Origin of the sequence: Streptomyces sp. NPDC051180, assembly GCF_040689545.1 — a bacterium.
In the GTDB taxonomy this organism is placed as follows: Bacteria; Actinomycetota; Actinomycetes; order Streptomycetales; family Streptomycetaceae; genus Streptomyces.
In genome coordinates this window covers 672,398-695,836 of sequence record NZ_JBFBBC010000002.1, presented here as the reverse complement: position 1 = coordinate 695,836, position 23,439 = coordinate 672,398, and the positions used below count along the sequence as shown (strand labels likewise).

The window sequence follows — 23,439 nt, the reverse complement described above, 5'->3', positions numbered from 1 at the left end:
CCCATGACGTCACACCAGCGGAAGACGGGCCGCCGCCGCGCGGTCATCGGCGGCCTGAGCGCCCTCGCGGTCACCGGGACGGCCGTCGTCGCCGGCTCCCTGCTCGCCCCCGCCGGCGCCGCGAGCGCCGTCGCCTCCTGGCCCCGGGCCAAGGGCGACCAGCCGGTCGCGACGACGATCGAGGTCTCCGGCACGTACGACGGCAGGCTCCGGCGCTTCCACGGCACCGGCGACCTCGGCTCCGACGGCCAGAGCGAGAGCCAGAAGCCGGTCTTCGTCCTCAAGGACGGCGCCGTGCTCAAGAACGTGATCCTCGGGACCCCGGCGGCCGACGGCGTCCACTGCCTCGGCAGCTGCACCCTCCAGAACGTCTGGTGGGAGAACGTCGGCGAGGACGCCGCCACCTTCAAGGGCACCTCGGCCTCGGCGGTCTACACGGTGCGCGGCGGCGGCGCGAAGGGCGCCTCCGACAAGGTCTTCCAGTTCAACGGCGCCGGCAAGCTCGTCGTCACCGGGTTCCAGGTCTCCGACTTCGGCAAGCTGGTCCGCTCCTGCGGCAACTGCAGGAAGCAGTACCCGCGGACGATCCTGGTCGAGGACGTGGACGTCACCGCTCCCGGCAAGTCCCTCGTCGGCGTCAACGCCAACTACGGCGACACCGCGACCCTGCGGAACATCCGTGTCCACGGCGACGCCAAGAAGAAGATCAAGCCGTGCACCCGCTTCACCGGCAACAACACCGGCAAGGAGCCCAAGGAGACCGGCACCGGTCCCGACGGCACCACCTGCCGCTACTCGGCCGGGGACCTGTCCTACGACTGATCCCCGCACCGCGCCCCGCCCCCGGCGGGTTCAGCCGTCGAGGGCGGGGTGCAGCTCCGGGCGCGCGTCCCACCAGGCCCGGTGGAAGGCGTTGTTGCCGACGTTCGCCAGATAGGCCCGGGCCGCCGCCCGGTAGAGCAGCTCGGCCTGCGGGGCGGTGACCGCGGCACGGTTCCAGGCGAGCCTGATCCGCCCCGTCACCGGGTCGCCCTCCAGGGGCCGCAGCACCGTACCCTCGGCCGCCGGAGCCGTCGGCTGGCTCATCGAGATCGCCCGGCCCGAGGCGATCAGCCCGTAGTGCATCTGCCGGTCGGCCACCCGGTGCCGCAGCACCGGGGCGAAGCCCGCCTTGGTGCAGGCGGCGACCAGCGCCTCGGGGCCGCCGTCGTCGTCCTCCACCAGCGTCATCCAGGACTCCCCGGCCAGCTCGGCCAGCGCGATCCGCTCCTTTCCGGCGAGCGGATGCGCCGCCGAAAGCCGCACGCAGAACGGCTCCTTGGGGATCAGGGTGCGGGCCACGGTGCCCTCCGGCAGCGCCACCTCGTGGTCGTTGACCTCCCCGTACAGGACGGCGTCGTACCGGCCCGCGCCGAGCTGCCGGGTCAGGGTCGTCGCCGACTGCTCGACCGTCACCGCGATGTCCTGCCCCGCCATGAACTGCTCCAGCTCGCCGAGCAACCGGTCGACGAGGACCAGCAGGATGCAGCCCAGACGCAGCGGGGTGTGCGGGGCGACGGCCCGCGCCCCGGCCGCCAACGCGTCCATCTCGCCGAGTACGAGACGGGCCTTGGAGAGCACGAACTCGCCCAGCGGGGTGGGCTCCACACCGTGCCGGCCGCGCAGGAACAGCTCCCCGCCGGCGACCCGTTCGATGCGGCGCAACTGCGCCGAGAGCGCCGGCTGCGAGACCCCGAGCCGGCCGGCCGCGCGCCCCAGACTGCCCGCTTCCGCTATCCGGCAGACGGCCTCTAGATGCCTCAACTCCAGCTGCATTTCAGCAGCGTACGCAGCACCGCACAGGCGCACCATAACCCGCGTCTTATGCCGCGTGAGATGTCCCGAACTGGCCATGTCCACGCCCATACTCGGCGCGACGATCCGTCTCCCCCACGACGATCCCCACCCTGATCGGAGCAGACGTTGCACCCCACCAGACTCACGGCGACCGTGGCCGCCCTGGCACTGTCGGCGAGCCTCGCGACCGCCCTCGCCGGCACCGCCACCGCGGTTCCGCAGGCGCAGCCCGTCCCCCCGGGCCACGGCAAGTCCCTCGCGCTGGCGGCCGCCGACGGCGCCGCGGCGAGCGGTCTCGACGAGCTGCGGCACGGCGCCGACGAGGATCTCGTCCGGACGTCGGTCACCCCGTGGACGAACGGCCTCTACTACGCGGCGTACGAGCGCACCTACCGCGGCCTCCCGGTCGTCGGCGGCGACGCGGTCGTCGTCTCCGACAGCTCCGGCAAGGTCCGCGAGGTCACGGGTGCCCCCGCCCCCGCCATCAAGCTCTCCACCAAGGCCAAGGTGACCGCCGACGCGGCCCTCGCCACCGCCCGCCGGCAGCTGGCGTCGGTGGAGAGCGCGAGCGCCCCCGAGCTGACCGTGCTCCTCAAGGGCGGCAAGGCCGTCCTCGCCTGGCACACCCTGGTCATCGGCCGGACCGCGCAGAACGCCCCCAGCTCCCTCGACACCTACGTCGACGCGCGCAGCGGGTCCGTCACGCAGTCCACCGACAAGATCCTGCACGCCGACGGCCGCGGCTACCACAACGGCAACGTCACCATCGACACCGCCGCCTCCTCCATGACCGACACCAGCCGCGGCGGCTTCAAGTGCGGCGGGCAGAACGGCAGCGCCTACACCGGCTCCTCGCCGTGGGGCAACAGCGGCGCCAACGACCTGGTGACCGCCTGCGTCGACATCATGTACGCGGCGCAGAAGGAACACTCCATGCTCAAGGAGTGGTTCGGCTACAACGGCCAGAACGGTCAGGGCGGCATGGTCCCGGCCCGCGCCGGACTCTCCGAGGTCAACGCCTACTACGACGGCACGAAGACGACGTACGGGCGGGCCCAGACCGGCTCCAACCAGCTCACCGGCATCGACGTCGTGGCCCACGAGTACGGCCACGAGATATTCGACCGGACCCCGGGCTCCGCCGGCTCGTCCAACGAGAACGGCGGCATGAACGAGTCCACCGGCGACATCTTCGGCGCGCTCACCGAGCACTACGCCAACAACCCGAACGACACCCCGGACTACACGGTCGGCGAGAAGGTCAACTTCTTCGGCGACGGCAAGCCGATCCGGAACATGTACAACCCCTCGCTCGTCGGCAACGACCCCAACTGCTACCCGCAGCTGACGTCCAACACCGAGGTGCACGCGGCCGCCGGCCCGCAGAACCACTGGTTCTACCTGCTGGCCGAGGGCTCCAACCCGGGCGGCGGCAAGCCCAACAGCCCCATATGTTCCGGCGGTCCGTCCTCCGTGACCGGCATCGGCATCCAGAAGGCCGGCAAGATCTTCATGGGCGCCCTGCTGATGAAGACCTCCTCCTGGAACCACCTCGCCGCCCGCAAGGCGACGCTGACCAGCGCCAAGAACACCTACGGCAGCGTCGAGTGCAACGCGGTGAAGGCCGCCTGGAACGCGATCGGCGTCCCGGCCCAGTCCGGTGAGACCGACTGCGGCGGCACCACCACGCCCGACTTCTCCCTCGCCCTGAACCCGTCCTCGGGCTCGGTGCAGGCCGGCGCCTCCGTCACCTCCACGGTGAACACCTCCACCACCGGCGGCAGCGCGCAGACCGTCCAGCTCTCCGCGAGCGGCGCCCCGAGCGGTGTCTCGGTCTCCTTCAGCCCCGCCTCGGTGACCTCGGGCTCCTCGTCCACCATGACGGTCCAGGTCGCGTCGGGCACCGCCAACGGCACGTACCCGATCACCGTCACCGGTACGGGCTCCGCCACCCACACGGTCACCTACCAGCTGTCGGTCGGCACCACGACCCCGCCCACCGGCTGCACCGGCGCCGAGAACACCTACCAGGGCACCCTGACCTCCGGTCAGGCCCAGGCCCAGCCGGACGGCTCGTACTACTACTCCGCCACCGCCGGCACCCACACGGGCTGCCTGCGCGGCCCGGCCGGAGCCGACTTCGACCTGTACCTGCAGAAGTGGAACGGGTCGGCCTGGACGGACGTGGCGGTCGGCGGCACCGCGACGGCCGACGAGAACACCAGCTACTACGGCACCGCGGGCTACTACCGGTACGTGGTCCACGCGTACAGCGGCTCCGGCGCGTACACGCTGGGTGTGAGCGCCCCGTAACGGGGGCGGGGCGCCGTCGCGGACCAGGGGGTTCCGCGACGGCACTTCCCCGAGCCGGGCGGCCGTATGTCCCACGGCCGCCCGGCTTCCCCGCGTCCGCGCCCGGCCGTCGGGACGGTCAGCGGAGCTCGGCGAGCACGAAGCCCGGCCCCGCCTCGCCCGCGTCGGCGATCCGCTCGCCGTCCGGGCCCCAGGCCCCGGCCCGGCCGGCGCCCACCCCGTCCTCGTTGGTCCCCAGGACGTTGCCGAGGACCACGTACAGACCGAAGTCCCGGGCCCGCGCCGGATAGACCTTCTCGAACGAGTCGTTGTCGGCGGAGAGCACCGAGCTGGCCAGGTAGGCCGTGCAGCCGTCGGCCGCCGCCCGCTCGGCCAGATCGGGGAAGCGGTTGTCGTAGCAGGTGGCCGTCGCGAACCGGACGCCGTCGAGCTCGAACCGCCCGTCGGACGTGCCCGGGGCGAAGACCTCGGCCTCGATCCCGTAGAGGTGCCGCTTGTCGTAGCGGGTGAGCAGCGAGCCGTCCGGGCCGATGACCAGCGTGGTCACCGCGGGCCGCCCGTCCGCCGTCCGCACCGGCCCGTTGACCACGGCCGCCGCCGCGGTCGCGCGGCACGCCTCCCGGACCGGCTCCAGGCGCGGGTCGTCCTCGGCCAGGATCAGGTCGGGGGTGTCGCGGATCAGCGACGGCTCGTACCCGCTCAGGCAGAGCTCGGCGAAGACGACCACCCGGGCCCCCTCGGCTCCGGCGGCCCGGACGAGCCCGGCGACGGTACGGACGTTGGCGTCGAGGTCCCCGGCGACCGGGGCGAACTGGGTGGCGGCGAGGATCATGACCGCCATCCTCCCGCCTCGCGGTGTAAGGGTCAAGAGGGCTCAGGGGGTATTAGCTCCGTCGCGGTCGAGCGGAGCAGCGCGAGGAAGGCCGTCGCCGCCGCCGTCGGGGTGGCCGGGGCGGCCGCGCAGACCCTGCGGTACGGCACGTCGTCGGGGTGGAGCGTGACCAGCGCGACGTCCCGGCGCACGGAGGCCGCCGCGAGCGCGGGCACGAGCGTGACCCCCAGCCCCGCCGCGACCGCCCCCAGCTTGGCGATCCAGTCATGGGCGAGCAGCCCCGTCCGGGGCCGGAAGCCGGCGGCGACGGCCGGCCGGAACAGCGTGTCCTCCAGGCGCTCGCTGCCGGTGATCCACTCCTCGCCGGCCAGCTCCGCGAGCCGCACCGCCCGCCGCCCCGCGTACGGGTGCCCCCGCTCCAGGGCCACCAGCATCGGCTCGTCCAGCAGGTGGTGCAGCGTCACACCGGGCGGCGGGGGAGCAGCCGACGCCGGGGCGACCACCGCGAGGTCCTCCTCCCCGGCCACCACCAGCCCGAGGTGCTTCGCCGACGGCCCCTCGACCCGGCTGACCACGACCCCCGGATGCCGCTCCCGGAAAGCGGCCTGGGCGCGCGGCACCAGGGAGGCGGTGGCGCTGGAGACGGCCCCGAGCCGCAGCAGCCCCCCGTCGAGCGTGCGCAGCGAGGCCAGTTCGGCCCGGGCGGCGGACAGCCGGTCCCGTACCGCCTCGGCGTGCGGCAGCAGCACCCGGCCCGCCTCGGTGAGGCGCACCCCGCGGGGCAGCCGCTCGAACAGCTCCGCCCCCATCTCCTCCTCCAGGGAGCGGACTTGGCGCGAGACGGCGGACTGGGTGTAGCCGAGGGCGTGGGACGCGGCGGTGAAGGAACCCGTGCGGGCGACCGCGAGGAACGCCTCGTACAGACCATGCGAGACAGGCATGGCGGCCATGCTAGACATTCGCTTGTCGCATGGCGGGGGCGGGCCTAGCGTCGACGCCATGGACACCACGCCCCAGAAGACCGCCTTCCTCGGCCTCGGCTCCATGGGCCTGCCCATGGCCCGCCGACTCCTCGACGCCGGGCACCCGTTGACCGTCTGGAACCGCACGGCCGCCAAGGCCGACGCCCTCGTGGCGGCCGGCGCCGTCCGGGCCGCGACCCCCGCCGAGGCCGTCCGGGACGCCGACGTCGTCGTGACGATGCTGGCCGACCCGGCCGCCGCCCTCGCCGTCGCGGACGAGATCCTCCCGGCGTTGCGCCCGGGCACCCACTGGATCGACACCTCCACGGTCGGCCCGGACACCGTCGCCGCCCTGACCGCCCGACTCCCCGCGGGGGTCACGCTGATCGACGCGCCCGTCATGGGCAGCGTCGACCGGGCGGCCTCCGGCGACCTGCTGGTCCTGGCGGGCGGCGACACCGCGCCGGTCGCCGACGTCCTCGCCCGGTTCGGCGCCGTCACCCCCTGCGGGGCGCCCGGCGCGGGCGCCGCGGTCAAGCTCGTCCTCATCAACGCCGCCATCGGCGGGGTCGCCCTCGTCGCCGAGGCCCTCGCCCTCGCCGACGCCCTGGGCGTGGCCCGGGAGCCGGCCCTCCGGCTCCTCGGCGCCGGCCCGCTGGCCGGGGCCGTCGGCCGGGCCACCGCCACCGGCTCGCACTTCCCGCTCGCCCTCGCCGCGAAGGACGTCGCCCTGGCGACGGCGGCGGCGAAGCTGCCCGTCCTGGAGGCCGTCCACGCGGCCCTGACCGCGGACCCGGCCCTGCTCGGCGAGGACCTGGCGGCCCTCGCCCGCTAGGCCGTCTCCTTCGGATCTTGCCTGACCCGTGCCGCCCGGCACCGCACCTCGCCGCGTTGTCGAGGCACCCGAGTACATCCAGTACGCGGGAGCCCCTCCGCCTTGCGATGCACGGCACCGGACGACACGGGCTTGACCGGCAAGATCCGAAAGAGACGACCTAGCGGCCCTCGACCGGATCCGGCGGGCCCGCCCGGCCGCCCCGGTCCGCCTCGCCGTGCAGCAGCCGGAGGAAGTCCCGGAAGGCGCCGGGCATGTCCACCGCCGACGGGTCCAGGAGCCACTGGTACTGGAGGCCGTCCATCACCGCCGTGAGCAGCGGCGCCGCCCGCTCCGGGGTGAGCCCGCCGGGCAGCCGCTCGCCGAACTCCAGCCGCAGCACGTCCGTCATGTTCTCCCTGACCTGGGCGTACCGCTCGGTGAAGAACGCCCGCGCCGGATGGCCGTCGGTGACGCTCTCGCCGAGCAGCGCGGAGAAGGTCTGCACGATCCCCGGCCGCATCGCGTTGTACTCGACGAGGGACTCCAGCAGGTCGAGCCGCCAGCCCTCGCGGTCCCGGCCGCCGCTCGTGTCCCAGCGGTCGCGCTCCTCCAGGACGGCGACGAGCAGCGCCTCCTTGGTCGGGAAGTAGTGCAGCAGTCCCTGCTGGGTCAGCCCGACGCGCTCGGCGACCGAGCCGAGGGTGGCTCCCCGGTAGCCGCGCTCGGCGATCACCTCGAGGGCGGCGCGCAGGATCTCCGCGCGCCGCTCCTCGCTCCTGGCCCGCACCATCGCCGCGGCCCCCTTTCCTGACGTCCTTGCGACAGGACCGTACTCCCTCAAAAAATAACAGACTCGTAACGTAACCTACCGATCTACAGGTAGGTGGGTGCACGATGGGCGCATCGGGGTCATCGGTACGTCAACGAGGAGGTGCGGCCATGGCGGAGAACAGCGCGGAGACCGCGAGGAACGCGGCCGTCGAGACGGCGCTCGGCAAGCTCGACCTGGACACCAAGGCCCGGCTGCTCGGCGGCCAGGACATGTGGTCCCTGCCCGCCCTGCCGGAGATCGGCCTGACGTCCCTGGTCATGTCCGACGGACCCATCGGCGTCCGCGGCGTCCGCTGGACCGCCGACGACCCGTCCGTCGCCCTGCCGTCCCCGACCGCCCTCGCCGCCGCCTGGGACCCCGCGCTCGCCCGCCGGGCCGGCCGACTCCTCGCCCAGGAGGCCCGCCGCAAGGGCGTCCACGTGCTCCTGGCACCCACCGTCAACCTGCACCGCACCCCGCTCGGCGGCCGCCACTTCGAGGCGTACAGCGAGGACCCCCTGCTCACCGGCGCCATCGGCACCGGCTACGTCCAGGGCGTCCAGGACGGCGGTGTCGGCACCACCGTCAAGCACTTCGTCGCCAACGACGCCGAGACCGACCGCTTCACCGTCGACAACAGGGTCGCCCCGCGCCCGCTCCGCGAGCTCTACCTCGCCCCCTTCGAGGCCATCGTCGAGAACGCCCGCCCCTGGGGCATCATGACCGCCTACAACCAGGTCAACGGCGTGACCATGACCGAGCACCACCACCTCGTCAACGAGGTCCTGCGCGGCGAATGGGGCTTCGACGGCGCCAACGTCTCGGATTGGGTGGCAGCCCGGTCCACCGTCGGCGACATCCGGGGCGGCCTCGACGTCGCCATGCCCGGCCCCGTCACCGTGTACGGCGAGGCCCTCGCCGCCGCCGTCCGCGCCGGCGAGGTCGAGGAGTCCCTCGTCGACGACGCCGTACGCAACGTGCTGCGGCTCGCCGCCCGCGTCGGCGCCCTCGAAGGCGCGCCGCCGGCCGTCACCGAACACCCGGCCGCCATCGACGGCGACGCCCTCGCCCGGGAGATCGCCCGCCGCGGCGTCGTCCTCGTCCGCAACGAGCGCGGGGCCCTGCCCCTGAAGGGCGGCACCGTCGCCCTCTCCGGCGCCGCCGCCCGCGACGCCCGCGTCCTCGGCGGCGGCTCCGCCCAGGTCTTCCCCGCCCACGTCGTCTCCCCCCTCGACGGTCTGACCGACGCCCTCGCGGCCCGGCCCGACGGGTCCGCCCTCACCTACACCGTCGGCGCCGACCCCAGCGACGAACTCGCCCCCGCCGACCGCGGCTTCACCCTCCGCGCCCGCTGCCGCGACGCCGAGGGCCGCCTCCTCGGCGAAGGCTCGCTGCCCAACGGCCAGGTCCAGTGGATCGGCGACGACCTGCCGGCCGGCGTCACCCACGAGGCCCTCGCCTCCATCGAGGTCGTCGGCACCTTCACCCCGCGCGAGACCGGCGAGCACTCCTTCGGCACCCGCGGCCTCGGCGCCTTCGCCCTCTCCGTCGGCGGCCGGACCGTCTTCGAGGGCGTCCAGGCGATGGGCTCCGAGGCCGACCCCTTCGAAGCCTTCTTCGGCTCCCCGGTCGAGCGCGCCAAGGTCGCCCTCACCGCCGGCGAGACCGTCGAGGTCTCCCTGCTCCACACCCTCGACCCGGAGTTCGCGGCCCCCCTGCCGGCCGTCATGTTCTCCTTCGTCCACCTCGGTCCGCGCCGTGACCCCGACGAACTGATCGCCGAAGCCGTCGAGGCCGCCCGCGTCGCGGACACCGCCGTCGTGGTCGTCGCCACCACCGAACGCGTCGAGTCCGAGGGCTTCGACCGCAAGGACCTCGCCCTCCCCGGCCGCCAGGACGACCTCGTCCGGGCCGTCGCCGCCGTCAACCCGAACACGGTCGTCGTCGTCAACGCCGGCTCCCCGGTCGAACTGCCCTGGCGCGAGGAGGTCGCCGCGATCCTGCTCGGCTGGTTCCCCGGCCAGGAGGGCGGCGCCGCACTCGCCGACGTCCTCACCGGCGCCGAGGAGCCGGGCGGCCGCCTCCCCACCACCTGGCCCGTCGCGCTCGCCGACGTCCCGGTCACCGAGGTCACCCCCACCGACGGCGAACTCGTCTACGGCGAGGGCGTCTTCATCGGCTACCGCGCCTGGGACCGGGCCGGCGCCGTCCCCGCGTACCCCTTCGGCCACGGCCTCGGCTACACCACCTGGTCGTACGACACCCTCGCCGCCGCCCCCGCCGACGGCGAGGGAAGCACGGTCACCGTCCGGCTCACCAACACCGGCGAGCGCACCGGCCGCGAGGTCGTGCAGATCTACCTGGCCCCCACCGCCGACCCGGTGGAGCGCCCGGCACGCTGGCTCGCCGGCTTCGCGAGCGTCGAGGCCGCGCCCGGCGAGACCGTCACGGCCGAGATCGCCCTGCCCCGCCGGGCCTTCGAGATCTGGGACGAGGAGAAGCACAACTGGACCCGCGTCACCGGCACGTACGAGGTCCTGGCCGCGCACTCCCTCGGCGACGCCCGCCTGACCACGACCCTGGAGATCTGACCCCCGCGGTCCCCCGACCGGCCCCCGGGGCGGCACCTGACAGCCGCCCCGGGGTCCTCTACTCCGCCGTGATCCGCCGGTACGCGAGCTCCGCGAGCCGCGCCTGCCCGTCCCTGCTCGGGTGGAACCAGTCCCAGGGGCTCAGCTGCCCCCCGTCGAAGCGGAAGCCGAAGACCGCCCCGCCGTCGTACCGGCAGCGCGCGTCCCCGGCGCACACGTCCTCCAGGACCCGGTTGTACGCCACCACCCGGTCCCGCACCTCGGCCCGCCGCCGCTCCGCCGCGGGACCGAGATCCTCCGCGTCCGCCAGCATCGACCCGCAGATCCCCAGCTTCCAGACCTGCAGGCCCAGCGGGCTGAGCCGCCCCGTCGACCACAGGCGCCTCAGGTCCGGCACGCTCGACACGTACACCTGCGCCTTCGGGGCGCCCGCCCGCAGCCGGGCCAGCGCCGTCTCGAAGGAGGCGCGGAAGTCGGCGACCGGGGTCATCAGACCGGGGGTCGGCCGGCAGGCGTCGTTCGCGCCCATCATCACCGTCACCAGCCCGGGCTTCCGGGCCGCCGCACCCGCCATCTGCTCCGGCAGCTCCGCCATCCGGGCGCCCGTCCGCGCGAGGTTCCAGCTGTGGGTGGTCACCTTCGCCGGGCCGAGCAGCCGCAGCGCCAGACTGTTCACGGCCGCGTCCGTGCCGGTGGCCCAGGACGCCTCGGGGCAGTCCGACAGCACCGAACAGGCGTCGAAGGCACGGGTCACGGAGTCCCCGACGGCGGCGACCGAGGCGGGGGAGACGTCCCACGAGGGCTCCGGCTTCGGCGTCACCGAGGGCCCGCGCACCGGAGCCGCCGCTTCCGGGGTCCCGGCCGTGCAGCCCGCGAGCGCTCCCGCACACAGCAGCGCCGCCGCCCCGGCGGCGACGGCGGTACGGAATCGGTGTCGGCCGCTCATCCCCGGCCCCCTCCCTCGACGTCCTGGCGAGTGAAAGCTTGGTGTTCACGCACCCCCGGACCGACCGTACGTCACACCGACGACGGTGCGGCACGGTAGCTTTTCCCCCGTCGAACCAGAGGCGCCTTTGCCGACCGGCTCCGGTAAATTACATCACGTCACATCCTGTCCTCTTTTGGGAGGTTTGTGACGTTTTACTCCTGATGCTGTTTACTGAGGCCGCTGGGAAAGGCGAACCTCGTCCCACACTGGAGGTCCCGGTGACGACACGTGGAGTCCTGTACGTTCACTCCGCACCGCGCGCGCTCTGCCCGCACGTCGAATGGGCGGTGGCGGGCGTCCTCGGTGTGAGGGTCCAGCTCGACTGGATCCGCCAGCCGGCGTCCCCCGGCACCTGGAGAGCCGAGTTCTCCTGGAAGGGCCAGACCGGCACCGCCTCCAAGCTCGCCTCCGCGCTGCGCGGCTGGCAGATGCTCCGCTTCGAGGTCACCGCCGAACCCTGCCCCACCGCCGAGGGCGAGCGCTACAGCGCCACCCCCGACCTGGGCATCTTCCACGCCGTCACCGGCATGCACGGGGACATCCTGGTCCCCGAGGACCGCCTGCGGGCCGCCCTCGCGCGCTCCGCGCAGGGCGAGACCCAGCTGGAGTCCGAGATCGCCAAACTCCTCGGCAAGCCCTGGGACGACGAGCTGGAACCCTTCCGCTACGCCGGCGAGGGCGCCCCCGTCCGCTGGCTGCACCAGGTCGTCTGACGGCCCGGGCGCGCAGGGGGCGCGCCGGAGGGGGTACGGACATGCCCCGTGACAGTGTGCCGGGCGCCTTGTGCGGCGCCGCTGGCGTCGCCGCCGGAGCCCGGCCGACGCGCCGGGCCGCGCCGGCCTGCGCCCTCGCGTGCGGCGCGCCACGCGGTCCCCGCGACACGCCGCCGCGCGAGCCCGGAACCGCGGGACGCGGCGCCACGCCGACGCCCCGTCGAGAGAACCGCCGACACGCGCGGGCCGGGCCGGGGCACCCAAAAGGCCGACCCGGAGACCCCGACGGCGCCGCCGAGCCGCGCCCGGCCGGCGACGATGCGGACGACACCCCGGGCCCGCTTCACCGAGTCGGGCGAACAGCGCTGGCAGCGGGCGGTGCCCCCCCGGCCGCCGGACCCTCGCGGCCGACGCCGAACCCGCAGCCTTCGCCCTCCGCTGACACGCGCGAGGCCCACCCCGGTGGGGGGTGGGCCTCGCGTGGGTGGTTCGGGTCAGACGGTGCGGAACGCCAGGACGACGTTGTGGCCGCCGAAGCCGAACGAGTTGTTGATGGCGGCGATGGTGCCGTGGGGGAGCTCGCGGGGCTCGCCGCGGACGATGTCGGCCTCGACCTCGGGGTCGAGCTCGTCGACGTTGATCGTGGGCGGGGCGAGGCGGTGGTGGAGCGCCAGGACCGTCGCGACGGTCTCGATGCCGCCGGCGCCGCCCAGGAGGTGACCGGTCATCGACTTGGTCGCGGAGATCGCGACGTGGTCGAGGTCGTCGCCCAGGACCTTGCGCAGCGCCTTGATCTCGGCGACGTCGCCCTGCGGCGTCGACGTGGCGTGGGCGTTGAGGTGGACGACCTCGGACGGCTTGAGGTCCGTGGAGTCGAGCAGGTTCTGCATCGCGGCGGCGATGCCCCGGCCGGTCGGCTCGGGCTGCGCGATGTGGTGGCTGTCGGCCGAGAGGCCCTGGCCGAGGACCTCGCAGTAGATGCGCGCGCCGCGCGCCTTCGCGTGCTCCTCGGACTCCAGGATCACGACGCCCGCGCCCTCGCCGAGGACGAAACCGTCACGGCCGGTGTCGTAGGGGCGCGAAGCCTTCGTCGGCTCGTCGTTGTTCTTGGACATCGCCATCATGTTGGCGAAGGCGGCGATCGGCAGCGGGTGGATCGCGGCCTCGGTACCGCCGGCGACGACCACGTCGGCACGGCCGGTACGGATCATCTCGACGGCGTAGCCGATCGCCTCGGCACCCGACGCGCACGCGGAGACGGGGGTGTGGACGCCCGCCCGGGCGTTCACCTCCAGACCCACGTTGGCGGAGGGGCTGTTGGGCATGAGCATGGGCACGGTGTGCGGGGAGACGCGGCGGACGCCCTTCTCCTTCAGCACGTCGTACTGGTCGAGCAGGGTGGTGACACCGCCGATGCCGGAGGCGATGACGGAGCCGAGCCGCTCGGGCACGACCTTCTCGTCCTCACCGGCCGGGGCGGTGTAGCCCGCGTCGGCCCACGCCTCGCGGGCCGCGATCAGCGCGAACTGCGCCGAGCGGTCCAGCTTGCGGGCGAGGGGGCGGGGCAGCACGTCGCCGGGGTCGACGGCGGCCGTCGCGGCGATCTGGACGGGCAGTTCGGCGAAGCGCTCGCCCTCGAGGGGCTTGACGCCGGAGCGTCCCGCGAGCAGGCCCTCCCAGGTCGACGCGGAGTCGCCACCCAGCGGTGTGGTTGCGCCGATACCGGTAACGACCACGGTGCGATTGGTCGAGTTCACAGGAATTCGTTCTCCATGTGTGTGATGGTCGGAATACGGCGCCACCGCCGGGTGGCGGACCGAGTCAGCGAGGGCCGAATCAGGCCTGGTGCTTCAGGATGTAGTCGGCAGCGTCACCGACGGTCTTGAGGTTCTTGACGTCCTCGTCCGGGATCTTGACGTCGAAGCGCTCTTCGGCGGCGACGACGACCTCGACCATGGACAGCGAGTCGACGTCCAGGTCGTCGGTGAAGGACTTGTCCAGCTGGACGTCCTCGGTGGGGATGCCGGCGATCTCGTTGACGATGTCGGCGAGACCCTCGACGACCTGCTCCTGCGTGAAGGCCATGGTGGCGCTCCTTCTGTGATTGCTTAGATAAACGGCTTCCGGAAGGATCCGGTGTGCCTAGGGGAGGGTAACGACCGTCGCGGCGTAGACGAGACCCGCCCCGAAGCCGATGACGAGCGCGGTGTCGCCGCTCTTCGCCTTCCCGGTCGCCAGGAGCCGCTCCATGGCGAGCGGGATCGAGGCGGCCGAGGTGTTGCCGGTGGTTTCCACGTCGCGGGCGACCGTGACGTGCTCCGGCAGCTTCAGAGTCTTCACCATCGAGTCGATGATCCGCATGTTCGCCTGGTGCGGGATGAAGACGTCAAGGTCGTCCGCCGTGATTCCGGCGGCGTCCAGCGCCTGCTGGGCGACCTTCGCCATCTCGAAGACGGCCCAGCGGAAGACCGCCTGACCCTCCTGCGTGATGGCGGGGAACTTGATTTCGCCGTCCTCGTTGAGGGGCAGCTTGGAGACGTCGCCGACGTGGAACTCGTTCCACGGCACGGTCTGCTTGATCGTCTCGGACTTGTCGCCCTCGGAGCCCCAGACGGTCGGGCCGATGTGCGGCTCGTCCGAGGGGCCGACGATCACGGCACCGGCGCCGTCGCCGAACAGGAAGGCCGTCGCGCGGTCCTCCAGGTCCGTCAGGTCGCTGAGCCGCTCCACGCCGATGACGAGGACGTACTCCGCGGAACCCTCGACGATCATGCCCTTGGCGAGCGTCAGGCCGTAGCCGAAGCCCGCGCAGCCGGCGGAGATGTCGAACGCGGCAGGCTTCCCGGCGCCGACCTTGTCGGCGATCTCGGTGGCGACGGCCGGAGTCTGCTTGAAGTGCGAGACCGTCGAGACGATCACGGCACCGATCTGCTCGGCGGTGATGCCGGCGTCCGCGATGGCCTTGCCCGACGCCTCCACCGACATGGCGGTGACGGTCTCCTCCGGCGACGCCCAGTGGCGGGTGGAGATGCCGGAGCGCGAGCGGATCCACTCGTCGGACGAGTCGATCTTCTCGAGGATCACCTCGTTCGGCACGACCCGGGTGGGGCGGTAACCGCCGACACCGAGGATCCGTGCGTACGGGGCGCCCTTGCTGGGCTTGATCTTCGACATGCTTCTCGACACTCCTTGTCAGACGTCCGCGTGCTCAGCGATGAGCGTACGGGCCGCGTCGAGGTCGTCGGGAGTCTTGAGGGCGACCGTGGCCACCCCCGGCAGGGCACGCTTGGCGATGCCGGTCAGGGTGCCGCCGGGGCACACCTCGATCAGCGCCGTGGCGCCCAGCGTCCGGAAGGTCTCCATGCACAGGTCCCAGCGGACCGGGTTCGCGACCTGGCCGACGAGGCGGGCCACGACCTCGGCGCCGTCGGCGACGACCTGCCCGTCCTTGTTGGAGACGTAGCGGGTGGTCGGGGCCGCCGGGGACAGCAGGGCCGCCGCCTCCTCCAGCTTCGCCACGGCCGGGGCCATGTGGTGGGTGTGGAAGGCGCCGGCGACCTTGAGCGCGACGACCCGGCGGACACCCTCGGGCTTGTCCGCCTCCAGGGCGGCCAGCTGCTCCAGGGTGCCGGCGGCCACGATCTGGCCGGCGCCGTTGACGTTGGCCGCGGTCAGGCCGAGCTTCTCCAGGTGCGGGACGGTGACGTCGGGGTCGCCGCCGAGCAGCGCCGACATGCCGGTCGCGGTGATCGCGGCGGCCTCGGCCATCGCGAGTCCACGGGTCCGCACGAGGCGCAGCGCGGCGGTGTCGTCGAGGACGCCCGCGAAGGCGGCCGCGGTGAACTCGCCGACGCTGTGGCCGGCGACGACGCCGGGCGTCACGTCGCCGAGCGCGGCCGCGGACAGCAGTCCGGCGGCGACGAGGAGCGGCTGGGCCACGGCGGTGTCACGGATCTCGTCCGCGTCCGCCTTCGTGCCGTAGTGGGCGAGGTCGAGCCCGATGGCGTCCGACCAGGCCGCGATGCGGTCGGCGGCGCCGGGGAGTTCGAGCCAGGGGGTCAGGAAGCCGGGCGTCTGAGCGCCTTGGCCGGGAGCGACGAGTACGAGCACCCTCACACTCTCTCTTGGGGACGGCTCCCGGCGCCCGTGGGGACAAGGACGAAGAACCGTCGGGGGAATTGTTGGTGTTCGACAAAAGTCTAGGACTGCGGATCTCCGTCGGCCAAGCGCCCCAGGATGAGGGCGATCCGCAGGGTGAAGGCCGATCGCACATCGGAGGGTGACCAACCGGTGACGTCGGTCACACGTCGAAGCCGGTAGCGCACGGTGTTCGGGTGGACGAAGAGCATCCTGGCCGCGCCTTCCAGGCTGCTCGCCTGCTCCAGATAGACACTGAGAGTTTCCAGAAGCGCCGAGCCCGCTTCCTCCAGTGGTCTGTAGATCTCCTCCACCAGCTGTTCGCGCGCCGCAGGGTCCGAGGCGATGGCCCGCTCCGGCAGGAGATCGTCCGCGAGGACCGGGCGCGGGGCGTCCTGCCACGCCGAGCACGCCTTGAGTCCGGCTGCCGCGGCCTGCGCGGAGCGGGTCGCCGCCAGCAGGTCGGGGACGACGGGGCCGGCCACGACGGGACCCGCCGCGTAGGGCCCGATCAGTGCCTTCGCCACGGCGAGCGGGTTGTCGTTGCCGCCCGCGATGACGACGAGCCGGTTGCCGAGGACCCCGGTGAGGACCTGGAGCTTGGCGTGCCGCGCGGCCCGGCGGATCGCCTCCACCGTCAGCTCGCTGTCGCCGTCGGGGGCGGTGCCGAGGACCACGCAGACGTGGTCCGGCGAGTTCCAGCCGAGCGCGGCGGCCCGGGAGACGGCGCCCTCGTCGGCCTCGCCGGAGAGCACGGCGTTGACCACGAGGGACTCCAGGCGCGCGTCCCAGGCGCCGCGGGCCTCGGCGGCCTGCGCGTACACCTGGGCCGTGGCGAAGGCGATCTCCCGGGCGTAGACGAGCAGCGCCTCGCGGAGCACGGACTCGTCGCCGGGGGCGGCGACCTCCTCGATCGCGGACTCCATGACCTCGATCGTGGTGCGGACCATCTCCACGGTCTGGCGCAGGGTGATGGCCCGGGTCAGTTCGCGGGGCGCGGTGCCGAAGACGTCCGTCGAGATCGCCTGGGGGGTCTCGGGGTGCCGGAACCACTCGGTGAACGCGGCGATACCGGCCTGGGCGACCAGGCCGATCCACGACCGGTTCTCGGGCGGCATCGCGCGGTACCACGGCAGCGTCTCGTCCATGCGGGCGATGGCGCCGGCGGCGAGCCGCCCGGAGGACTGTTCGAGGCGTTTCAGGGTCGCGGAGTGCGGATGGGCGGCGTTCACGGGTTCTGGCACGGGGACAAGACTGCCTTATCGGGACGCCGGCATGCGGGGTCGGGGCGGTTTGGTCCCCGGAATCGCCCGGCGGCCGCCCGGATACGGTAGGACGCGTGATACGCATCCAGCGCGCGGCGGAGCGGTACCCCGGCGGCGACCCGGCGGCCGGGATCGAGACCCGGCACGCCCTGTCCTTCGGGGCGCACTACGACCCGGACAACCTCCGCTTCGGCGCGGTCCTCGCCTGCAACGAGGAGCGGCTCGCGCCGGGCGCGGGCTTCGACGAGCACCCGCACAGCCACACCGAGATCGTCACCTGGGTCGTCGAGGGCGAGCTCACCCACCACGACTCCGCCGGCCACCGGACGGTCGTCCGCCCCGGCGACCTCCAGCATCTGCGCTCCGCCGGCGGCGTCCGGCACGTCGAGCGCAACGACGCCGCCGTCCCCCTCGTCTTCGTCCAGATGTGGCTGGCCCCGCTGACGCCCGGCGGGGAGCCCTCGTACGAGGTGGTGCGCGGGCTCGGGGACGCGTACGAGCTGCCGGCGGCGGACGCCCGGCTGCACGTCCGCCGTCTCGGACCGGGCGACCGGTCCGCCGTACCGGACGCCGATCTCGTCTACGTCCACGTGGTCCGGGGGAGCGTGCGCCTCGGCGGCGGGGAGCTCGCCGAGGTGCTCGGCCCCGGCGACGCGGCCCGCCTCACCGACGCCGGCGCCCTCGAACTGGCGCCGGCGCACGCACACGACACGGCGACGGCGCACGTCCTGCCGGACGCACACGGCGCGGCCGCGGCGACCGCCACGGAGGGCGGGGTCGCCGCGGCCGGCGCGGAGGTGCTGGTCTGGGAGATGCGGGACTGGCGCAAGGCCCTGGGCTGAGGCGTCAGCGCAGGGCGCTCTTCGCCTGCCACTGCGCCCAGCTCAGGTTCCACGCCCCGTAGCCGTTGCCCTCGGCGACGACGCCCTTGGTCTCGGCGCCCTTGATCTCGAAGGGGTCGCCGACGTTCACCGAGGCGTAGAACGAGGCCGCGTCCTCGTTGCTCATGCCGATGCAGCCGGAGCTCTTGTTGGCCCGGCCGAAGTAGGGCGCGTTCCACGGCGCCGCGTGGGCGTACATGCCCGACCAGGTCAGCCGCATCGAGTAGTCGACCATCTTGTCGTAGGCGTCGCCGAGGCCGACCGTCTCCGAGTTCATGTTGATGGTCCCCTCCTTCGCCATCACCACCGCCGTGCCCCGCCAGGACCGCTTGTCGCCGCCGGGAGTGCCGCCGGAGACCGGGATCGTCCGCACGGTCCGGCCGTCGCGGACCACGGTCAGCCGGTGGGCGTCCAGGTCGACCTTCACGATCTGCGAGGTGCCGACGGTGAAGCCGGTGCGGTAGTCCCGCACGAACCAACCACCGCCCGAGTCCGTGCCGTTCAGGTCGGCCGCGAGGGTGACCTTCGTCCCCGGCTTCCAGTAGTCCTTCGGCCGCCAGTCGGCCCGGTCCCGGCCCGAGTAGTCCTTCACCCAGCCCCAGGAACCCTCGGTCCCGTTCGAGGTCGTGACCTTCAACTGCCGCTCCACGTCCGCCTTCCGCGTCACCGGCAGGTCGAAGACGATCGACAGCGGATGCGCGATGCCCACGGTCGTGTTCTTGCCGGGAGCGAGCGTCACCTTGTTGACCTTCTCCGGCTTCGGCGTCGTGAACGACGAACGGGTCGTCGACTCCTTGCCGTCACCGGAACGCGAGGTCACCTCCACCGAGTACGACGTCCCCGGCGCCGCCTTGCGGTCCGACACCCAGCTCGTGCCGCCCGCTCCCGTACGGCCCGTGAGCGTCCCGCCGTCCGCGTCGACGACCTTCACCGCGGCGATCGTCCCGCCCGTGGCGGTCACCTTCACCGGAGTGCCGGCCGCCGGATCCGCCACCGTCACCTTCGCCGGGGCCGCCGGCTCGGCGGCCCCCGCCCCGGAACCGCCGCCGTCGGCCGCCTGCGCCGTACAGGCGGTCAGGGAGGCGACGAGCGCGGCGGCCGCGAGGACGGGACGGGAAGCGTGCGGACGGCGTGTGCGTATCGGCAGCACGGAAGACCTCCGTGGAGAGGAAGAAAGGTGGGATGTCCGGACTCTAGAACGGCGCGGCCGGCCACGGGGCGCCCGCGGCCCCATGTGACAGGGGCTGGGTCACAACCGTCACCGTCCGGTCACATACGACGCGCGCACCCGTCGAATTCGGCTGTGAACCTGCTGTGCGCCCCACGACCGAGGGGCGGAAACAGGAGGCTCCCGTTGTGTCAGCGCTGCTCGTGACGGCCGCACCCACCGACCGCCGCGCCGCGGGCCCGGTCCGGCTCGGCCCCGTGACCCCCGAGGCGTACCGCGCGTTCCTCGCGTCCCGGCCCGCCACGGCGGACGGCCCCAGCTTCCTCCAACTCCCCTCCTGGGCCCAGGTCAAGGACGGCTGGTGCCACCAGCTCATCGGCTGGGGACCCGAGTCCGGGGAACTCGCCGGCGTCGCCCTCGTCCTGCTCCGCCCCTTCCCCGGCACCCGCAAGTACTTCGCCTACCTCCCCGAAGGACCCGTCGCCGACTGGGCCGACCCCGACCTCGACGGCTGGCTCGGACCCCTCCTCGGCCACCTTCGCGCCTCCGGCGCCTTCGCCGTGCGCATCGGCCCCGCACCCGCCTACCGCCGCTGGAACGCCGCCACCGTCAAGGCCGCCACCGGGCCCGGCCGCCGCCTCGCCGACGTCCTCGCCGACCGGGTCGACCCGCTCGGCACCGCCGTCGCCGAACGCCTCCGCGCCCGCGGCTGGCGCAAGTGCGGCGGCGACTCCGAGGACGGCGCCGACGCCCAGCCCCGCCACGTCTTCCAGGTCCCGCTCACCGGCCGCTCCACCGACGACCTCTGGTCCGGCCTCAACCAGGAATGGCGCCGCAACGTCCGCAAGGCCCGCAAGTCCGGCGTCGAGATCACCCTCGGATCCGCCGCCGACCTCCCCGAGTTCTACCGCCTGCTCCGCATCACCGAGGAACGCGACGGCTTCCGCCTCGGCCGCTCCCTCGCCTACTACGAGCGCCAGTACGCCGTCCTCAACGCCGAACAGCCCGGCCGCATGAAGCTCTACCTCGCCCGCCACGAGGGCGAGATACTCGCCGCCCACACCATGCTCACCGTCGGCGGCCGCGTCTGGTACCAGACCGGCGCCTCCGCCGACCACCGCCGCGAGGTCCGCCCCTCCAACGCCCTCCAGTGGCGCATGCTGCTCGACGCCCACGCCGTCGGCGCCGCCGTCTACGACCTGCGCGGGGTACCCTCCACCCTCGATACGGACGACCGCGCCCACGGGCTGCTGCGCTGGAAGCTCGGCACGGGCGGACAGGTCGTCGAGACGCTGGGGGAGTGGGAGATTCCGATGCAGGGCACGACCAACCAGGCGCTCTACCGCGCCTTCCACGCCTACCTGACCCGTCGATGACGGCGACGCTCACCGCCGCACCGGCGGAGCGCAAGGCATCCCCGCTCCGCAGCGGCGCCCTCATGGCCGCCGGCTCGCTCGTCTCCCGCGCCACCGGATTCGTCCGCGCCTCCGTCGTCGCCGCCGCCCTCGGCGCGGGCTACGTCGCCGACGGCTACGCGGTCGGCAACTCCATCCCCACGATCGTCTACATGCTGCTCCTCGGCGGAGCGCTCAACGCCGTCTTCGTCCCCGAACTGGTCAAGGCCGCCAAGGAACACGAGGACGGCGGCGTCGCCTACACCGACCGCCTCCTCACCCTCTGCGCGCTCGCCCTCACCGTGCTGACGGCGGGCGCGGTGCTGGCCGCCCCCCTCATCGTCGACGTCTACACCGACTACACGGGCGCCCAGCGCGAGATGACCCTCGCCTTCACCCGCGCCTGCCTGCCGCAGATCCTCTTCCTCGGCCTCTTCACCCTGCTCGGCCAGGTGCTCAACGCCCGCGGCCGGTTCGGCGCCATGATGTGGACCCCCGTCCTCAACAACGTCGTGGTCGTCGCCGTCTTCGCCACCTTCCTCGTCGTCGGCGGCGACGGCGCCCTCACCCCCGGCGAGTCCGCGCTCCTCGGCTGGGGCACCACCGCCGGCATCGCCCTGCAGGCACTCGCCCTCGTCCCCTCGCTGCGCGCCGCCCGCTTCCGCTGGCGCCCCCGCCTCGACTGGCGCGGCAGCGGCCTCTCCGCACCCCTGCGCGCCGCCGGCTGGCTCGTGCTCCTCGTCCTCACCAACCAGGCCGCCTACTGGGTGACCACCCTGCTCGCCACCTCCACGGGCCTCGGCACCGACGGCGGCGCGGGCCTCGCCGCGTACAACAACGCCTACCTCCTGTGGACCGTCCCGCACGGCATCATCACCGTCTCCCTCGTCACCGCACTGCTGCCCCGGATGAGCGGCGCCGCCGCCGACGGCGACCTCGCCGGCGTCCGCCGCGACATCTCGTACGCCCTGCGGACCAGCGCGGCGGCCATCGTCCCCGCTGCCTGCGCGCTCCTCGCCCTCGCCGTCCCGCTGATGACCGTCGTCTTCCGGTACGGCGCGACCGGCGCCGACGACATCCGCGCCATGGCCTGGATCCTCATGGCCTTCGCCCCCGGACTCGTCGCCCTCTCCGGCCAGTACGTCTGCACCCGGGCCTTCTACGCCCTGCGCGACACCCGCACCCCCTTCCTCCTCAACCTCGTCATCGTCACCCTCAACGCCGGGCTCTCCCTCGCCGCCTACCGCCTCCTCCCGCCCCAGTGGGCCGTCGCCGGCATGGCCGCCGCCTACTCCCTCGCCCTCTGGGCCGGCTGGGCCGTCACGGCGTACGTCCTGCGGCGGCGGCTGCGGGGCACGGCCTCCGGCGGCTCCACCGCCGCGCTGGCACGGCTCCTCGTCGCCGCCGTGCCGGCCACCGGGTACGCGCTCTTCGCCGTCGGCCTCGCCGACGTCGCCGGACCCGTCGTCTCCGGGCTCGCCGGTGCGCTCACCCTCCTCGCCACCTTCGCCCTCCTCGCCCGCCCCCTCCACCTCACCGAGCTCCACACCCTCCTCACCACCACAACCACCCGCCTCCGCCGCCACTGACGTCCGCGCGGCCCAGCCCGTGCGGGGCCCGCGCCTCGGTGCCCTGCCGCAGACCGGCACGCCCGGTCCGGGCCCGGGCCCGGACCCCCCCGTGTGGGCAATCGTCCCGCTGGGGCGGGACGGGTGGGCACACGGGACGGCGCCCTTGGCGGCGCCTCCGCCCTTTGTGCCTGGACCCGCACCGTCCGCGCGACGCGCTATGGGTGCGGGCCCGGGGCGCGGAAGCCTAGGCCCGGCAGGGGGCGCCGTTCCGTTGTGCCCACCCGTTCCGCCCAGCGGAACGATTGCCCACAACGGGGTGGGCCCAGGCCCGGCGGAACGATTGCCCACAACGAAGGGGAACTGGCCCCACTCCCCGTCCGTTCGAACAAGCTTGGGATACTTCACGGATGCCCCGCGTGCTGCTGATAGAAGACGACCCCTCCGTCCGCGAGGGCGTGGAACTCGGCCTGCGCCGCCGGGGCCACGAGGTCCGCACCGCGCCGACCGGCGAGGCGGGTCTCGCGGCGCTGGGGGAGTTCCGGCCGGACCTGCTGCTGCTGGACCTGATGCTGCCGGGGATGAACGGGGTGCAGGTCTGCCGCCGGGTCAGGGAGAGCAGCCAGCTGCCGATCATCATGCTGACCGCGCGCGGGGACGACTTCGACGTGGTCATCGGGCTGGAGGCGGGCGCGGACGACTACATCGTGAAGCCCGCTCGTACGGAGGTCATCGAGGCGCGGATCCGGGCGGTGCTGCGCCGGATCGAGGAGCCGGGCACGGGGCGTTCGGCGGTGGAGTTCCACGGGGAGCTCGCGATCGACCGGTCCGGCCTCACGGTGGCGAAGGCGGGCGAGCGGATCGCCCTGGCGCCGTCCGAGATGAAGCTGCTGCTGCATCTGACGGCCGCGCCGGAGCAGGTGTTCAGCCGTCAGCAGCTGCTGGAGCACGTGTGGGAGCACAGCTACCACGGTGACGCCCGGCTGGTCGACGCCTGCGTCCGCCGGCTGCGGAACAAGATCGAGGACACTCCGGGCGAACCGCGCTACATCCAGACCCTGCGGGGCTTCGGCTACCGCTTCGGCCCGCTGTGAAGGCGTGTGTGGGCCCGGACTCCGAGACGCCGGACGCCCGGCGGGGGCCGGGGAGGGAGACCGAGGCGG

General features: G+C 73.4%; 20 protein-coding genes. 9 read left to right on the top strand and 11 right to left on the bottom strand.

Translation table 11 applies throughout. The features are described 5' to 3' along the window. Nucleotides 1-3: 3 nt before the first annotated feature. The gene (locus AB0424_RS06615) at nucleotides 4-822 is read left to right on the top strand and encodes a pectate lyase (protein ID WP_366302653.1); all 819 of its coding nucleotides are present in this window, start codon (nucleotides 4-6) and stop codon (nucleotides 820-822) included. Between the two features lie 30 nt (nucleotides 823-852). Here the strand turns inward: AB0424_RS06615 and AB0424_RS06610 are convergent, their stop codons facing one another. After that, on the bottom strand, nucleotides 853-1,815 hold the full coding sequence (locus AB0424_RS06610; protein ID WP_366302652.1) for a LysR family transcriptional regulator: 963 nt from the start codon (nucleotides 1,813-1,815) through the stop codon (nucleotides 853-855). A 147-nt stretch (nucleotides 1,816-1,962) separates the two neighbouring features. Here AB0424_RS06610 and AB0424_RS06605 point away from each other — a divergent pair, with 147 nt between their 5' ends. Beyond that, nucleotides 1,963-4,149 carry a M4 family metallopeptidase gene (locus tag AB0424_RS06605; RefSeq protein WP_366302651.1) on the top strand — a complete coding sequence of 729 codons (2,187 nt, stop codon included), beginning with the start codon at nucleotides 1,963-1,965 and terminating at the stop codon, nucleotides 4,147-4,149. Nucleotides 4,150-4,267: 118 nt separating this feature from the next. Here AB0424_RS06605 and AB0424_RS06600 read toward each other — a convergent pair whose 3' ends face one another. After that, entirely contained in the window at nucleotides 4,268-4,990 is a 723-nt protein-coding gene (locus tag AB0424_RS06600; protein ID WP_366302650.1) for a carbon-nitrogen hydrolase family protein, read from the bottom strand. 23 nt (nucleotides 4,991-5,013) lie between these two features. Continuing rightward, nucleotides 5,014-5,922: a LysR family transcriptional regulator gene (locus AB0424_RS06595; protein WP_366302649.1), complete on the bottom strand. Its 909-nt coding sequence runs from the start codon at nucleotides 5,920-5,922 to the stop codon at nucleotides 5,014-5,016. Nucleotides 5,923-5,980: 58 nt separating this feature from the next. Here AB0424_RS06595 and AB0424_RS06590 point away from each other — a divergent pair, with 58 nt between their 5' ends. Next, nucleotides 5,981-6,778 (top strand): NAD(P)-binding domain-containing protein, encoded by a 798-nt coding sequence (locus tag AB0424_RS06590; protein ID WP_366302648.1) that lies wholly within the window; start codon nucleotides 5,981-5,983, stop codon nucleotides 6,776-6,778. Nucleotides 6,779-6,938: 160 nt separating this feature from the next. Here the strand turns inward: AB0424_RS06590 and AB0424_RS06585 are convergent, their stop codons facing one another. After that, complete coding sequence (locus AB0424_RS06585; RefSeq protein WP_366302647.1) at nucleotides 6,939-7,550, bottom strand: TetR/AcrR family transcriptional regulator; 612 nt, start codon at nucleotides 7,548-7,550, stop codon at nucleotides 6,939-6,941. Nucleotides 7,551-7,699: 149 nt separating this feature from the next. On the opposite strand from AB0424_RS06585, the gene AB0424_RS06580 reads away from it, so the two are divergent. Further along, nucleotides 7,700-10,162 carry a glycoside hydrolase family 3 C-terminal domain-containing protein gene (locus AB0424_RS06580; protein ID WP_366302646.1) on the top strand — a complete coding sequence of 821 codons (2,463 nt, stop codon included), beginning with the start codon at nucleotides 7,700-7,702 and terminating at the stop codon, nucleotides 10,160-10,162. 58 nt (nucleotides 10,163-10,220) lie between these two features. Here the strand turns inward: AB0424_RS06580 and AB0424_RS06575 are convergent, their stop codons facing one another. Continuing rightward, a complete protein-coding gene (locus AB0424_RS06575) occupies nucleotides 10,221-11,108 on the bottom strand; it encodes an SGNH/GDSL hydrolase family protein (protein ID WP_366302645.1) in 888 nt (295 codons plus the stop codon). A gap of 260 nt (nucleotides 11,109-11,368) precedes the next feature. Between AB0424_RS06575 and AB0424_RS06570 the strand changes: the two genes are divergently transcribed. Then, a complete protein-coding gene (locus AB0424_RS06570; RefSeq protein ID WP_366302644.1) occupies nucleotides 11,369-11,863 on the top strand; it encodes a DUF3145 domain-containing protein in 495 nt (164 codons plus the stop codon). A 494-nt stretch (nucleotides 11,864-12,357) separates the two neighbouring features. Here the strand turns inward: AB0424_RS06570 and fabF are convergent, their stop codons facing one another. The 5 genes from fabF to fasR all read right to left on the bottom strand — a co-directional run bounded on the left by fabF (nucleotide 12,358) and on the right by fasR (nucleotide 17,244). Then, nucleotides 12,358-13,620, bottom strand: a complete 1,263-nt coding sequence (gene fabF / locus AB0424_RS06565; RefSeq protein WP_366302643.1) for a beta-ketoacyl-ACP synthase II — start codon at nucleotides 13,618-13,620, stop codon at nucleotides 12,358-12,360. Nucleotides 13,621-13,699: 79 nt separating this feature from the next. Further along, on the bottom strand, nucleotides 13,700-13,948 hold the full coding sequence (locus AB0424_RS06560; RefSeq protein ID WP_366302642.1) for an acyl carrier protein: 249 nt from the start codon (nucleotides 13,946-13,948) through the stop codon (nucleotides 13,700-13,702). A 57-nt stretch (nucleotides 13,949-14,005) separates the two neighbouring features. After that, entirely contained in the window at nucleotides 14,006-15,037 is a 1,032-nt protein-coding gene (locus AB0424_RS06555; RefSeq protein ID WP_366302641.1) for a ketoacyl-ACP synthase III, read from the bottom strand. Nucleotides 15,038-15,055: 18 nt separating this feature from the next. Beyond that, nucleotides 15,056-15,973: an ACP S-malonyltransferase gene (locus AB0424_RS06550; protein WP_366302640.1), complete on the bottom strand. Its 918-nt coding sequence runs from the start codon at nucleotides 15,971-15,973 to the stop codon at nucleotides 15,056-15,058. An 89-nt stretch (nucleotides 15,974-16,062) separates the two neighbouring features. After that, nucleotides 16,063-17,244: a fatty acid biosynthesis transcriptional regulator FasR gene (fasR, locus tag AB0424_RS06545; protein ID WP_366302639.1), complete on the bottom strand. Its 1,182-nt coding sequence runs from the start codon at nucleotides 17,242-17,244 to the stop codon at nucleotides 16,063-16,065. 95 nt (nucleotides 17,245-17,339) lie between these two features. On the opposite strand from fasR, the gene AB0424_RS06540 reads away from it, so the two are divergent. Then, a complete protein-coding gene (locus AB0424_RS06540; protein WP_366302638.1) occupies nucleotides 17,340-18,107 on the top strand; it encodes a pirin family protein in 768 nt (255 codons plus the stop codon). A gap of 4 nt (nucleotides 18,108-18,111) precedes the next feature. Here the strand turns inward: AB0424_RS06540 and AB0424_RS06535 are convergent, their stop codons facing one another. Further along, nucleotides 18,112-19,296, bottom strand: coding sequence for an Ig-like domain-containing protein (locus tag AB0424_RS06535; RefSeq protein WP_366302637.1), 1,185 nt, complete (start codon nucleotides 19,294-19,296; stop codon nucleotides 18,112-18,114). Between the two features lie 206 nt (nucleotides 19,297-19,502). On the opposite strand from AB0424_RS06535, the gene AB0424_RS06530 reads away from it, so the two are divergent. The 3 genes from AB0424_RS06530 (at nucleotide 19,503) to AB0424_RS06520 (ending at nucleotide 23,370) form a co-directional block, all read left to right on the top strand. Next, nucleotides 19,503-20,690 (top strand): peptidoglycan bridge formation glycyltransferase FemA/FemB family protein, encoded by a 1,188-nt coding sequence (locus tag AB0424_RS06530; protein WP_366302636.1) that lies wholly within the window; start codon nucleotides 19,503-19,505, stop codon nucleotides 20,688-20,690. Further along, complete coding sequence (gene murJ / locus AB0424_RS06525) at nucleotides 20,687-22,297, top strand: murein biosynthesis integral membrane protein MurJ (RefSeq protein WP_366302635.1); 1,611 nt, start codon at nucleotides 20,687-20,689, stop codon at nucleotides 22,295-22,297. Before AB0424_RS06530 ends, murJ begins: the two co-directional genes overlap by 4 nt. A gap of 389 nt (nucleotides 22,298-22,686) precedes the next feature. Continuing rightward, complete coding sequence (locus AB0424_RS06520) at nucleotides 22,687-23,370, top strand: response regulator transcription factor (RefSeq protein WP_366302634.1); 684 nt, start codon at nucleotides 22,687-22,689, stop codon at nucleotides 23,368-23,370. The last annotated feature ends 69 nt before the right edge of the window (nucleotides 23,371-23,439 follow it).